Annotated in this window: 12 protein-coding genes; all 12 read left to right on the top strand. The window is 39.4% G+C overall.

The window, feature by feature from the left end:
• Positions 1-8: 8 nt before the first annotated feature.
• The 12 genes from PYW32_RS00465 to PYW32_RS00520 all read left to right on the top strand — a co-directional run bounded on the left by PYW32_RS00465 (position 9) and on the right by PYW32_RS00520 (position 13,556).
• Positions 9-227: a YdbC family protein gene (locus tag PYW32_RS00465; RefSeq protein WP_016176127.1), complete on the top strand. Its 219-nt coding sequence runs from the start codon at positions 9-11 to the stop codon at positions 225-227.
• A 15-nt stretch (positions 228-242) separates the two neighbouring features.
• Positions 243-1,124, top strand: a complete 882-nt coding sequence (locus PYW32_RS00470) for a YicC/YloC family endoribonuclease (RefSeq protein ID WP_016176128.1) — start codon at positions 243-245, stop codon at positions 1,122-1,124.
• A gap of 143 nt (positions 1,125-1,267) precedes the next feature.
• On the top strand, positions 1,268-1,882 hold the full coding sequence (gene gmk / locus PYW32_RS00475) for a guanylate kinase (protein ID WP_016176129.1): 615 nt from the start codon (positions 1,268-1,270) through the stop codon (positions 1,880-1,882).
• A gap of 5 nt (positions 1,883-1,887) precedes the next feature.
• Positions 1,888-2,193 (top strand): DNA-directed RNA polymerase subunit omega, encoded by a 306-nt coding sequence (gene rpoZ, locus PYW32_RS00480; RefSeq protein ID WP_016176130.1) that lies wholly within the window; start codon positions 1,888-1,890, stop codon positions 2,191-2,193.
• 160 nt (positions 2,194-2,353) lie between these two features.
• Complete coding sequence (gene priA, locus PYW32_RS00485; RefSeq protein ID WP_051113394.1) at positions 2,354-4,708, top strand: primosomal protein N'; 2,355 nt, start codon at positions 2,354-2,356, stop codon at positions 4,706-4,708.
• A 15-nt stretch (positions 4,709-4,723) separates the two neighbouring features.
• The gene (def, locus tag PYW32_RS00490) at positions 4,724-5,215 is read left to right on the top strand and encodes a peptide deformylase (protein WP_016176132.1); all 492 of its coding nucleotides are present in this window, start codon (positions 4,724-4,726) and stop codon (positions 5,213-5,215) included.
• The gene (gene fmt / locus PYW32_RS00495; RefSeq protein WP_016176133.1) at positions 5,208-6,149 is read left to right on the top strand and encodes a methionyl-tRNA formyltransferase; all 942 of its coding nucleotides are present in this window, start codon (positions 5,208-5,210) and stop codon (positions 6,147-6,149) included. The genes def and fmt overlap by 8 nt, the downstream gene beginning before the upstream one ends.
• A gap of 1 nt (position 6,150) precedes the next feature.
• Entirely contained in the window at positions 6,151-7,500 is a 1,350-nt protein-coding gene (rsmB, locus tag PYW32_RS00500) for a 16S rRNA (cytosine(967)-C(5))-methyltransferase RsmB (RefSeq protein ID WP_016176134.1), read from the top strand.
• 13 nt (positions 7,501-7,513) lie between these two features.
• Positions 7,514-8,254, top strand: coding sequence for a Stp1/IreP family PP2C-type Ser/Thr phosphatase (locus PYW32_RS00505; RefSeq protein WP_016176135.1), 741 nt, complete (start codon positions 7,514-7,516; stop codon positions 8,252-8,254).
• The gene (pknB, locus tag PYW32_RS00510; protein ID WP_016176136.1) at positions 8,251-10,470 is read left to right on the top strand and encodes a Stk1 family PASTA domain-containing Ser/Thr kinase; all 2,220 of its coding nucleotides are present in this window, start codon (positions 8,251-8,253) and stop codon (positions 10,468-10,470) included. Before PYW32_RS00505 ends, pknB begins: the two co-directional genes overlap by 4 nt.
• A gap of 132 nt (positions 10,471-10,602) precedes the next feature.
• Positions 10,603-11,070, top strand: coding sequence for a CtsR family transcriptional regulator (locus PYW32_RS00515; protein ID WP_016176137.1), 468 nt, complete (start codon positions 10,603-10,605; stop codon positions 11,068-11,070).
• A gap of 5 nt (positions 11,071-11,075) precedes the next feature.
• Complete coding sequence (locus tag PYW32_RS00520) at positions 11,076-13,556, top strand: ATP-dependent Clp protease ATP-binding subunit (RefSeq protein ID WP_016176138.1); 2,481 nt, start codon at positions 11,076-11,078, stop codon at positions 13,554-13,556.
• The last annotated feature ends 70 nt before the right edge of the window (positions 13,557-13,626 follow it).

A 13,626-nucleotide genomic window follows, 5' to 3' on the forward strand; every position in this document is an offset into this window, starting at 1 on the left:
CATGTGAAATGGCAAATGAATTTTCCTATGAAATTGTTGAAGAGATTGCCGTATTATCAGAAAACCCGAAAGGCTGGCGTAAAGAGTTAAACTTAGTCAGTTGGAATGGACGACCACCAAAATTTGATTTGCGTGATTGGAGTCCCGGTCATGAAAAAATGGGGAAAGGCGTCACGTTGTCTAACGAAGAATTTGCAGCTTTGAAACAGACGCTAACATCAATGTAAAAGGAGTTTTCGATAATGAAAAGTATGACTGGTTTTGGCAAAGCATTGTGTGAGTCAGCGCACTATCAGATTGAAGTGGAAATGAAAAGTGTGAATCATCGGTTTTTAGACATTCAGTTGCGTAACCCGCGCCAATTAAATGTCTATGAGCAAGCGATTCGCCAAACAATTAAAGATACGTTACAACGTGGACGCATTGAAGTGTATATCACGTTAAAAGAAAAAGGAGATAGCAACAAAGAAGTTGTGGTTCATTGGGATTTGATGGAAGAATTAGTTACCACGATGCAAAGTGAAGCGAAAGCACGATTTCAGACTGATTTACCAGCAAAAACTATCTTGAAACGTTTGATTAATAATGAAGCATTTATCGACATTCAAGAAAAACAAACCGAAGATCAAGAGTTAGAATTGTCTGTTTTAGCAGCTGTTAAACAAGCTGCCGAAGCCAACAATGCTAGTCGTGAAGTAGAAGGTGCTGGCATTCTGCAAATTTTAGAAGACAATCGACACGCATTAGCACAAAAAATCACTGAATTAGCAACATTTGTTGACACATACGAAGCAGACTACAAAGAACGTTTTGAAAAGAAATTAACGGACTGGTTAGGCGCGACAGTGGAACAAGACCGTTTGTTAACTGAAATGGCGATTTTATTGGAACGTGGCGATATTCATGAAGAGCTTGACCGCATGACAATTCATCTGTCATCAATGGCAACGATGCTGCAATCGGCAAAACCGGTCGGACGTGAACTCGATTTTCTGATTCAAGAAATGAATCGAGAAGTGAACACTATTGGTTCAAAATCAAGCCCGATTGTTATTAAAAATGCCGTTGTTCAAATGAAAACAATCATTGAAAAAATCCGTGAACAAGTCCAAAATGTGGAATAATACATCGGATAAAAGACTGGATTATACGGGCATTTAAATAGTTTTTTAATAAAATTCTCGTTATAATAAAGTAATTCTTGAAAGTTTTTGAAAAAAAGTGCAAAATAGACGTTAAGCAAATCGAACAGTGAAAGGACGTCAATATGACAGAGCGAGGATTATTAATCGTATTATCTGGACCTTCCGGCGTTGGTAAGGGAACAGTACGTAAAGCGATATTTGATAGTGAAGATAACGATTTTCAATATTCTATTTCAATGACAACACGTAAAAAGCGTATCGGAGAAGTAGAGGGTGTGGATTATTATTTCCGCAGTCATGAGGAATTTGAAGAGCTAATTGCTGCTGGTCAAATGTTAGAATATGCAGAATATGTAGGAAATTATTATGGTACGCCATTGTCTTATGTACAACAAACATTAGATGAAGGAAAAGACGTTTTCTTAGAAATCGAAGTACAAGGTGCCTTACAAGTAAAAGAGAAAGTGCCAGATGGTGTGTTTATTTTCTTAACACCACCAGATTTAACGGAATTACGTTCACGAATCACTGGACGTGGTACCGACTCAATCGAAGTTATTGATGAACGAATGCGTGTTGCTCGCGAAGAAATTGAAATGATGGCATTGTATGACTATGCAGTTGTCAACGATGAAGTTCCTTTAGCCGTCCAACGAATTAAAGATATCATTTCAAGCGAACATTTCCGCGTCGAACGCGTAATTGGAAAATATAGAAAAATGTTAGAGGAGTTGTAGAAACTATGATGTTAAAACCGTCAATCGATTCATTGTTGGATCGTGTTAATTCAAAATATTCATTAGTTATTTTAGCTAGTAAACGTGCCCACGAACTAGATGGTGGTGCTCAAGCAACCTTAGATAAATTTGATTCAGTTAAAAGTGTTGGTCAAGCACTCGAAGAAATCGAAGCTGAGACAGTTATCAGTGACCCACATCCAGAAGTGAAACGTGCACGCTTGAAAATGGAAGCAGAAGAGCGCCGCGCACAAAAAGAACAAGAACAAAAAGAATTAGAAGAACGTATTCGTCAAGAACAAAAATTATAATTATTGTGGGGTCTGGAAAAATATTCCAGACTCCTTTTGGTTGTAAAAGTTAAATTTTTTTTGCTTTACAGACAAAACTTGCCAAGTTTAGTAAAATGTAGGAAACCATGAAGGGAGGAAACGGTCATTGTTAGCAGAAGTTATTGTAGATGTACCAACAATGCAGACAGATCAACCCTTTACTTATTTTGTACCAGCAGAATTGCAAGAAGTGATTGAAGTCGGTATGCGCGTCGAGGTGCCATTTGGTGGTGCGGATCGTCACATCCAGGGATTTGTGACGGGATTAGTTGACGGAATAGAAACGGCACAATTAAAATCAATTATTCGCGTATTAGATTTAGCTCCAGTGTTAAATACGGAACTGCTACAACTAGCAGATTTTATGAAAGAGAAAACGTTTGCCTTTAAAATTACCTGTTTTCAAACGATGTTACCGAGTGTGATGAAAGCAGAATATCAAAAAAACTTCGTGTTAAAAGACCCTAGTCATCCAGTTCATACGTATTTTTCTGAAAAAGAGACGCTGGATTGGCAAGAGGTCGAGTCATTAGGGCTGTTAAACCAATTCAAAAAATTACGGGCTGAGAATGTCGTTGACGTGCAGTACGTGGTTAAAAATAAAAATAAAGTCAAAACCATTCGTTATGTGAAAAGTTTCGTTACATCCGACAACCGTTCGCAGATTGAAGAAACACTGAAAAAAACTGCCAAACGTCAGCAACAACTTGTTTCCTTATTAGCAGCAAATCCGACGCAACCGTTATCTTTTTATAAAGAACATGGAATTACAACAGCCATTTTAAACCAAGGCGTTGACAATGGATGGTTAGCTTTTGAAGAAGTGGAAGCATATCGCGATCCTTACCAACATCGAACATTTGAAAAAACACAATCATTGGCATTAAATCCAGAACAACAACAAGCCGTTGATGCGATTTTGTCTTCAGAAGGGCAAGCGGATGTCTTTTTATTGGAAGGCATTACAGGTAGTGGAAAGACGGAAGTGTATTTACAAACGATTGCTTCTCTATTAGCACAAGGGAAAACGGCGATGATGCTCGTTCCAGAAATTGCGTTGACACCACAAATGGTTGAGCGTTTTAAGAGTCGTTTTGGCGAAGCAGTGGCTGTCTTACACAGTGGCTTATCATATGGTGAAAAATACGATGAATGGCGTAAAATTGAACGTAAAGAAGCACAAGTGGTGGTCGGTGCGCGTTCGGCGGTATTTGCTCCTTTGGAAAATATTGGGGTGATTATTATCGATGAAGAACATGAAGCATCTTATAAACAAGACGAAGCGCCACGTTACCATGCCCGTGATTTAGCCATTTGGCGAGGAAATTACCACCAATGTCCAGTCGTGCTAGGTAGTGCAACCCCTTCTTTAGAATCACGTGCCCGAGCTCAAAAAAACGTGTATCGTTTATTGCCTTTAAGTCATCGCGCAAATCCACATGCGACATTGCCTAGTGTGCAAATTGTTGATTTAAAAGAAGAATTTGTACAAAAAAACACCAGTACGTTTTCACGTGTTTTGCAAGAAAAGATTACGGATCGTTTGGCTAAAAACGAGCAAATTGTTTTGTTACTTAATCGTCGTGGTTATTCTTCGTTTGTGATGTGCCGGGATTGTGGCTATGTTTTACCTTGCCCAAACTGTGACATTTCGCTAACGTTGCATATGGATACGAAAACGATGCGTTGTCATTATTGTGGACATGAAGAAGCCATTCCGTACCGTTGTCCTGATTGTGGGGGCAAGAAAATTCGTTATTATGGTACAGGAACTCAAAAAGTCGAAGAAGAACTCCAAGCGCTTTTTCCAGAAGCCCGTATTTTGCGGATGGATGTAGATACCACACGACGCAAAGGTGCACATGAAAAGATTCTCCAAACCTTTGGTGAACAGAAGGCCGATATTTTGTTAGGTACGCAAATGATTGCTAAAGGACTTGATTTTCCGAATATCACCTTAGTTGGGGTCTTGAATGCAGACACCGCCTTGAATTTACCTGATTTTCGTTCAAGTGAGCGGACGTTCCAACTGCTAACGCAAGTGAGTGGACGAGCAGGTCGAGCAGAAAAATCCGGTGAAGTGATTATTCAAACATTTAATCCTGAGCACCATGCTATTGTGTTAGCCCAAATGCAAGATTACGAGCATTTCTATCAAAAAGAAATGCTGATGCGTCATCAAAGTGGGTATCCACCTTATTACTTTACGGTGAAAATTTCTTGTAGTCATCCGGAAGAACAAGTCGTAGCGAAAAAAATGTTTCAAATTGCCCAACAAGTCAAACAAACATTAAGTCCGCAAAGTATCTTATTAGGTCCAATTCCAAGTGGTGTGGCACGTGTAAAAAATCGTTACCACTACCAATTGATTATCAAATATAAAAAAGAACCATTACTACAAGGATTATTACGTGATATTTTGGAAGATAGCCAAAAAGAACAGCGCAAAAATCTGTATGTATCAATTGACAATGAACCACTTAATTTTATTTAAACTAAAGGAGAAATTATGCGATATCCAATTATTATCCACCCTGAGGAACAACTTCGTAAACCCTGTGAACCGATTACTGTGGTGACCGATGAGTTAGTCCAGTTATTAGAAGATATGTATGAAACGATGCTAGCCCATGATGGTATCGGAATTGCAGCACCGCAAATTGGAAAAAATATCCAAGTTGCTGTTGTTGAAGTTGAAGAAGGCGAACTATTTGAACTGATTAATCCAGAAATTATTGAAGCAAAAGGGAGCGATATTGATGTAGAAGGCTGCCTAAGCATTCCGCATGTGTATGGAACAGTCGAACGTGCTGATGAAGTGACGGTACGTTATTATGATCGTGAAGGAGTTGAAATGGAAGTCCAAGCATTTGGTTACTTGGCACGGGCATTTCAACATGAAATCGATCATTTAAATGGTAAATTATTTATTGATACGATGATTGATCGTATTCCAGAAGAAGAACTAGAAGCTTATGTAGAGGAGCATGACCATGACTAAAATTGTATTTATGGGCACCCCCCAATTTTCGGTTCCAATCTTAGAAGGATTGGTAGCAAATGGTTACGAGGTTGTAGCGGCAGTGACACAACCAGACCGTCCTGTGGGCCGTAAAAAAATTATCACCCCAACACCTGTCAAAGAAGCCGCTTTGCGTTTAGACATCCCCGTTTTACAACCAGAGAAAATTTCTGGTTCACCAGAGATGGAAAAGATTGGTGAATTACAACCAGATTTGATTGTGACAGCAGCATTTGGTCAGTTTTTACCAGAGCGTTTATTACAAATACCAACACATGGCGCGATTAACGTGCATGCCTCTTTATTACCAAAATACCGAGGTGGTGCACCCGTACATTATTCTATTATGAATGGTGAAAAAGAAACAGGTGTCACAATTATGGAAATGATTAAAAAAATGGATGCAGGCGGTATTTATTCACAAGCCAGTTTACCAATTACTCGTCAAGATGATGTAGGTATGATGTTTGATAAACTTAGTCTATTAGGCAAAGAGTTATTATTAGAAACTTTACCTAAAATTTTAGATGGTTCCTTGCAACCAGTTCCACAAGATGAAGAGAAAGTGACTTTCTCACCGAATATTACGCGTGAACAAGAAGCGATTGATTGGCATAAAACGGCGGAAGAAATCGATTGTCAAGTACGCGGCATGCGTCCATGGCCGATTGCTTTTGCGATGTATAATGACCAACGTTGGAAATTATGGGCAGTAACTCCCTTAGAAGAAACCACTGACGCACAACCAGGGACGATTATTCATCGGGATAAAAAAGCGCTATGGATTGCTTGTGGCAATCAGACAGTAGTAGCAATTGATGAATTACAACCAGCTGGTAAAGGAAAACAAACGATTGCCGCCTTTTTAAATGGTAGTGGGCAACAAGTCGCAGTTGGACAACAGGTGAACTAGAATGAAAAACAAAACCAAGAAAACTGTGCGTTTTGTCGCACTTGATGCGTTAGAACGTGTACAAAAAGGTGGCGCGTATTCCAATTTGTTATTACGTGATGCCATTAACAAAGGACAATTAAACGAAAAAGATAGTCGCTTATTAACAGAATTAGTGTATGGAACCATTAGCCATCAGTTATTATTATCTTTTTACTTACAACCGTTTATTGCGAAAGCCAAAAAAGTCGATGATTGGGTCAAATTATTGTTACAGCTTTCGTTGTATCAGTTATTGTATTTAGACAAAGTACCGAGTCATGCCGTTTTAAATGAAGCGGTTGAGATTGCGAAAGTTCGTGGCAATGTGGGAATTGGCAAATTTGTCAATGGCGTGTTGCGCAATGTGCAACGTCAAGATGTCCCTGAACTAACGACTATCAAAGATCCAATGAAACGTTTGGCAACTGAAATTAGTATGCCTCAGTGGCTTGTCGAAAAATTAGTCAAAGAAATTGGAGTAGAAGAGACGCGCCAATTAGGCTTGTCTTTATTTGAAACTAGTCATGTAAGTTGTCGAGTCGATTCTCGTAAAATGACGCGTCAAGAAGCAATCCAAGTATTAATTGACGAAGGAATTGAGGCCAGAGAAAGCAGTGTGTCACCTGAAGGCATTATTGCAGAAAAAGGCTTTATTGCTGGTAGCCGTCTATTTAAAGAAGGCATTTTAACGGTTCAAGATGAAAGCTCGATGTTGGTTGCTCCAGCATTACAAATTGAGCCACATCATCAAGTATTAGATGCTTGTGCAGCTCCTGGAGGAAAAACCACTCATATTGCGACATTTTTAGATAAAAAAGCTGGCGGACAAGTGACATCGTTAGATATCCATCGCCACAAGGTTGCTTTAATTGAAGAGAATGCAGAACGTCTACACGTATCTGATGTTGTTTGTGCGTTGGAATTAGATGCCCGTCAAGCAGCCGATGAATTTTCAACGAATACGTTTGACCGTATTTTGGTTGATGCACCGTGTTCAGGTTTAGGCTTGATGCGCCGTAAACCAGACATTAAATACAACAAAAAACAAGCGGATTTTGACAAATTACCTGAAATCCAATTAGCAATTTTAGAGAGTGTTGCCCCTACTCTGAAAACGGATGGTCTTTTAGTTTACAGCACGTGTACATTTGCACCCGAAGAAAATCAAGCAGTCGTTGCCCGTTTCTTACAAGCACATCCAGAATTCACTTTAGTTGATATTCCAGTTAGTGATGTGTTACAACCAAGTATCGAGAACAAGATGCTGACAATTTATCCGCACCAATATATGACAGATGGATTTTTTATCAGCTGTTTACGCAAAAAATGATGAGGTGAAAAATATGGAGATTCGTTATAAAAGTGATGTAGGAAAAAGGCGTAATACCAACCAAGATTACGCTGCCGTATTTACCAATCAAAAAGGATATACGTTAGCATTATTAGCAGATGGAATGGGCGGACATCAAGCAGGTGACGTTGCCAGTCATGATACTGTTGAAGAAATTGGCAGTAAATGGCAAGCTTCTGATATTTCAGATAGCGAAAAAGCAGCCCAGTGGTTAATCCAGCATATACAAGCTGAAAATGAAACCATTTATCAGCGTGGTCAAGCGACCCCTGAGTTAAGTGGCATGGGAACTACGTTAGAAGCAGTTGTTATTTTGGATGATCAATTTACCTTGGCACACGTAGGGGATAGCCGTACGTACTTATTGCGAGAAAACGAGCTAATTCAACTAACAGAAGATCATTCCCTAGTGAATGCCTTGGTAAAATCAGGGGAAATCACCTTGGAGATGGCAACCAATCATCCACGCAGAAATGTGGTGACTCGCTCAGTAGGAATGCCTGGTGTAGTGGAAGTGGATGTAGCGACACATTTTATTGCAGACAATGACTATCTGATGCTTTGTTCAGATGGGTTAACCAATATGGTTAGCGAAGAGTTAATTTATGAATATATCATGACCAGTTCTTCATTAGAAGAAGCCATGGAGCGTTTAATTGATGCAGCGAATGAACAGGGTGGGGTCGATAACATCACTGTATTATTGATGGACCTTGGAGGTGTCAGTCAATGATTGAAACAGGAAAAAAATTAAGCGGACGTTATTTAATTTTGGGTAGTATCGGTAGTGGCGGTATGGCAAATGTTTATTTAGCACGCGACTTAATTTTAGATAGAGAAGTAGCGATTAAGGTTTTACGTTACGATTTCCGTGATGATACAGATGCTATTCGTCGTTTTCAACGCGAAGCTTTAGCTGCTACGGAACTGGTTCATCCTAATATCGTGTCTGTTTATGATGTGGGTGAAGAAGACAATATGCAATATTTGGTGATGGAATACGTGAAAGGCATGGATTTAAAACGTTATATCCAAACGCACTATCCGATTCCGTATCCAGAAATTGTTGATATTATGCAACAAATTCTATCAGCTGTCGCTTTAGCGCACCAACATCGCATTATTCATCGCGATTTAAAACCACAAAACATTTTGATTAATGAAGAGGGTGTCGTAAAAATTGCTGATTTTGGGATTGCGATTGCGTTATCGGAGACGTCCATCACCCAAACAAACACAATGCTTGGATCGGTTCATTATTTATCACCCGAACAAGCACGTGGAAGCATGGCAACAAATCAATCTGACATTTATGCGATTGGGATTATTTTATATGAAATGTTGACTGGTCGCGTGCCATTTGATGGAGAATCAGCCGTGACGATTGCTTTAAAACATTTTCAGGATGATATTCCATCGATTCGTATTTATGATAAAGAGGTTCCGCAATCACTTGAAAATATTGTGTTAAAAGCAACTGCGAAAGAGCAAAGTGATCGTTACAAAGAAGCAGATGAAATGCGTCAAGATATTTCTAGCGCGCTTTCTCCAGAACGTTTAAATGAGCCACTTTGGGAACCACATGCGATGATTGATGAAACAAAAATTTTAACCCCAATTTCAGAAGATACGCCAATGCCAGATTCATTTAAAGAGATGCCATTGCCCAAAGAAGAAACAACAGAATCCGCACCACAGAAACCCGAAAAGAAAAAGAAGAAACGAAAATTATGGTTAATTTTACCCATCTTGCTTTTTTGTGCGGTTGCGGGATTGGTGTATTATTTAGTCTTTGGTGGTGGTAGAAACCAAGTGACGATTCCCGAAGTTGCTGGTTTAACCGAAGCAGCAGCCCGTGAAACGTTACATGATGCTGGTGTTGAAGTCGCCACTGAAACCAAAGAATTTCCAAGCGATCAAGTTCCTGAGAATCATGTGGTGAAAACTGATCCAGAAGAAGGCGCAGTGATTAAACGCACCAAAGAAGTCTTGTTGTACATTAGTACAGGGAGCAAAAAAGTTGAAATGAAAGACTATGTCGGTCAAGAGAAGGATAAAGTTCTTGCTGAATTGAAGTCACTAGATTTTGACGAAAAGAAAATTAAAATTGAAGAAGTCTTTGATGAAGATACGCCGGTGGAGGAAGTCATCGATCAAACACCATCAGCTGGAGAAGAAGTCGTTCCGAAAGACACCGAAGTAGAATTGACTGTCAGCAAAGGCCCAGAACCTGTGATGATGCCTAATCTCTATGGGTATAGTGAACGTGATGCGCGTGCCGAGTTAACGAATTATGGTTTAGGGAACAACGCTGTCGTGATTGCGGAAGAATTTAGCGATGTCAGTGCGGGATTAGTTATCCATCAAACACCAGAAGGGAATTCAGACATTGTACCGGGAGATACCGAAATTACTTTAACGATTAGTAAAGGACCCGAAAAAGTGAAGATGCCCAATCTGATTGGTTACACTGAATCCAATGCGCGTGATGAATTAAATGCCAATGGTCTAGGAAATAATTCTGTGCATATTACAGAGGTCTTTAGCAGTAATGAAAGTGGTACAATCGTGAAACAATCACCATCTGCTGGTTCGGATATTTCTCCGGGAGACACCACCATTACGTTAGAAATTAGTAAAGGCCCTGAACCACCAGAAAAAGTCGATTTACCAAATGTAGAAGGAATGAAAGAGTCTGCCGCAACTTCTCTCTTAAAAAGCCAAGGTCTTTCAGTTGAAACGAGTGAAGAATACAGTGATTCAGTAGATAAAGGTTTGGTTATTTCTATGAGTCCATCTTCAGGAACCTCTGTCGAAAAAGAGAGCACGGTTCGTTTGATTATCTCTCAAGGAAAAGAAGAGACTGAATCGTCGAGTTTTCCTCCAGAAGAAAGTGAAACTACGACTCCTGATAGCTCAGAACCAATGACAGAAACGTCTACCTCTTAAGACGAATAAAAAAAGATCAAGCAAAAGTTTAAACTTTTGCTTGATCTTTTTCTTTAAAGTCCTTCTTCTTTTCAAACTTCTGAAAATTCGCTATAATTAAGGTCAATATTAGTCAAGGGAGGTCGCGTTTAAATGGGTCATCAAAATACTTCTGATTTGATTGAAGCATATTTGAAGAAGATTCTTGAAGAAAGTGAAATGATAGAAATTCGTCGCGCAGAGATGGCAGATTTATTTAACTGTGTACCTTCGCAAATTAATTATGTCATCAATACTCGCTTTACGATTCAACGTGGTTACGCAGTTGAAAGTAAGCGTGGTGGTGGAGGCTATATTCGAATTGAAAAAATTCAAATTGCGAACTATCACCATTTTTTAGAGCAAGTGAATCAATTGTTTGACCAAACAATCTCTGAAAAAGATGCCGTCTCAATTATTCAGAAGTTATACGAAGAAGGTATTTTGTCAAAACGAGAAGGTAACTTATTGTTAACAACAATTAGCAAAGCGATTTTAGGTAAATCTGAAGAAGAAAATACAATTCGTGCGTCAATTATGCACGGAATTTTAGAACGATTAAGCTACGAAGATAAGGAGTGAGTGCGATGGATGAACTATTTACACAACGAGCAAAAGCGGTGCTTGCCATTGCTCAAGAAGAAGCAAAATACTTTAAACACCAGTCTGTAGGTTCAGAACATATTTTATTAGCATTGATTATCGAGCAAGATGGGATTGCAGGAAAAACCCTACGTGAAATGCGAGTAAATGAAAATGATATTCGTGAAGAAATCGAGCATTTGACCGGCTATGGTTCAATGAAAGATTATCCAACAGGTGGTTTTTTACCTTATTCTCCACGTGCGAGACAAATTTTTGCCTATGCTGGCGATGAAGCCAAACGTTTAGGTGCCCAACAAATTGGGACTGAGCACTTACTATTAGGATTATTACGTGATGAAGAAATTTTAGCTTCACGTATCATGTTGAACTTAGGAATGAGTTTAGCGAAAATGCGTCAATTATTGAAGAAAAAAATGGGCGTACAATCAAAAAGCAATTCAAGTCGTCGTCGTCCACAACAACGCCAACAACCGCAACAAGAAGGAACACCAACATTAGATTCATTAGCGCGTGACTTAACCAAATTAGCCCGTGAACAACGCTTAGATCCAGTTGTTGGACGTAGCAAAGAAGTGAAACGTCTGATTCAAATTTTAAGCCGTCGTACGAAAAATAATCCTGTTTTAGTTGGCGAACCGGGTGTTGGTAAGACAGCGATTGCGGAAGGCTTAGCCCAAAAAATTGTCAACGGGGAAGTACCAAAAGATATGCAACAAAAACGTCTGATGATGTTAGACATGGGAGCTTTAGTGGCCGGAACAAAATATCGTGGTGAATTTGAAGATCGTATGAAAAAAATTATTGATGAAATTTATCAAGACGGTCAAATTATCCTCTTTATCGATGAGTTGCATACATTAATTGGTGCGGGTGGAGCAGAAGGTGCGATTGATGCATCGAATATTTTAAAACCAGCCTTAGCTCGTGGTGAATTACAAACGATTGGTGCTACTACACTAAATGAATATCAAAAATATATTGAAAAAGATTCTGCTTTAGAACGCCGTTTCGCGCGTGTTCAAGTTGATGAGCCGACGCCGGAAGAAGCAGAAGAAATCTTAAAAGGATTACGTCCACGTTATGAAGAACATCACGGCGTAGAAATTACCGATGATGCGTTACATGCAGCTGTTCAACTCTCAGTTCGTTACATTAATTCACGTCAGCTACCAGACAAAGCCATTGATTTAATGGATGAGTCGGCAGCCAAAGTTCGTTTGGATAAAGCGGACGAAGTGTCAGAAGCGGCGTTATTACAAGAAGAATTAATGAAGTTAGCAGAAGAAAAAGAAGCAGCTATTCGTCAACAAGACTTTGAAACAGCCGCACGTTTACGCCAACGCGAAAAAGAAGTCAGTCAACAATTAGCCGAAGTGACTTTTGTGGAAGTCAAAGAAGCCACTGGCTATGAAAATAGCGTGACAGCAGAAGATGTAGCAGCCGTTGTTTCCCAATGGACAGGTGTGCCATTGCAACAAATGGAGAAAAAAGAGAGCGAACGTTTGTTAGACCTCGAAAAAATCTTACATCAGCGTGTAGTTGGCCAAGATGAAGCTGTTCAAGCTGTTTCTCGTTCCATTCGTCGTGCACGTAGTGGTCTAAAAGATCCCAACCGTCCGATTGGTTCATTCATGTTCTTAGGCCCAACAGGTGTTGGGAAAACCGAATTAGCAAAAGCCTTAGCTGAAGCAATGTTTGGCAGTGAAGATGCGTTGATTCGTGTGGATATGTCTGAATTTATGGAAAAATACAGTACCAGTCGTTTGATTGGTTCTCCTCCAGGATACGTCGGTTATGATGAAGGGGGACAATTAACAGAAAAAGTTCGTTCAAAACCGTATTCTGTTATTTTGCTAGATGAGGTAGAAAAAGCCCATCAAGATGTCTTTAATATCTTGCTACAAGTCTTAGATGATGGTCATTTGACAGATTCAAAAGGTCGTCGTGTTGATTTTAGAAATACGATTTTAATTATGACATCAAATATTGGTGCAACCGAATTACGCGAAGAAAAAAATGTCGGCTTTAATGTTGTAGATGCGTCTAAAGACCATTCAGCGATGCAAAAGCGTATCTTAGAAGCATTGAAGAAAGCGTATCGTCCAGAATTCTTGAACCGTATTGATGAAACTGTAGTTTTCCGTTCATTAGATAAAGAAGAAATTCATGAAATTGTCAAAATCATGAGTCGCTCGATTATCAAACGTTTGGCGGAACAAGATATTCAGTTGAAGATTACACCAGCGGCATTGGATGTCATTGGTAAAGCTGGTTTTGATCCAGAATATGGTGCACGTCCAATCCGTCGTGCATTACAAAAAGAAGTGGAAGATCGCTTGAGTGAAGCATTGCTTTCTGGACAAATCCATTTAGGCAACCAAGTAACAATTGGCGCGTCTAAAGGACAGATCACACTGAATGTGAAAGAACCAAAAACCGATAAAGTTTTACAACAAGTATAAAAATAGTACTCTCTCATTCGTATAGGATGAGAGAGTTTTTTTATGGAATAATAAACTTACAATTAGTAAG

This window comes from Enterococcus saccharolyticus subsp. saccharolyticus, from assembly GCF_029023825.1.
GTDB lineage: Bacteria > Bacillota > Bacilli > Lactobacillales > Enterococcaceae > Enterococcus_F > Enterococcus_F saccharolyticus.

What these genes read in the sequence shown, in the direction of transcription:
- priA (WP_051113394.1), top strand. Translation starts at nt 2,354, where the DNA reads ATGCAGACAGATCAACCCTTTACTTATTTTGTACCAGCAGAATTGCAA.
- PYW32_RS00515 (WP_016176137.1), top strand. Translation starts at nt 10,603, where the DNA reads ATGGGTCATCAAAATACTTCTGATTTGATTGAAGCATATTTGAAGAAG.
- def (WP_016176132.1), top strand. Translation starts at nt 4,724, where the DNA reads ATGCGATATCCAATTATTATCCACCCTGAGGAACAACTTCGTAAACCC.
- PYW32_RS00505 (WP_016176135.1), top strand. Translation starts at nt 7,514, where the DNA reads ATGGAGATTCGTTATAAAAGTGATGTAGGAAAAAGGCGTAATACCAAC.
- gmk (WP_016176129.1), top strand. Translation starts at nt 1,268, where the DNA reads ATGACAGAGCGAGGATTATTAATCGTATTATCTGGACCTTCCGGCGTT.
- pknB (WP_016176136.1), top strand. Translation starts at nt 8,251, where the DNA reads ATGATTGAAACAGGAAAAAAATTAAGCGGACGTTATTTAATTTTGGGT.
- PYW32_RS00520 (WP_016176138.1), top strand. Translation starts at nt 11,076, where the DNA reads ATGGATGAACTATTTACACAACGAGCAAAAGCGGTGCTTGCCATTGCT.
- rpoZ (WP_016176130.1), top strand. Translation starts at nt 1,888, where the DNA reads ATGATGTTAAAACCGTCAATCGATTCATTGTTGGATCGTGTTAATTCA.
- rsmB (WP_016176134.1), top strand. Translation starts at nt 6,151, where the DNA reads ATGAAAAACAAAACCAAGAAAACTGTGCGTTTTGTCGCACTTGATGCG.
- PYW32_RS00470 (WP_016176128.1), top strand. Translation starts at nt 243, where the DNA reads ATGAAAAGTATGACTGGTTTTGGCAAAGCATTGTGTGAGTCAGCGCAC.
- PYW32_RS00465 (WP_016176127.1), top strand. Translation starts at nt 9, where the DNA reads ATGGCAAATGAATTTTCCTATGAAATTGTTGAAGAGATTGCCGTATTA.
- fmt (WP_016176133.1), top strand. Translation starts at nt 5,208, where the DNA reads ATGACTAAAATTGTATTTATGGGCACCCCCCAATTTTCGGTTCCAATC.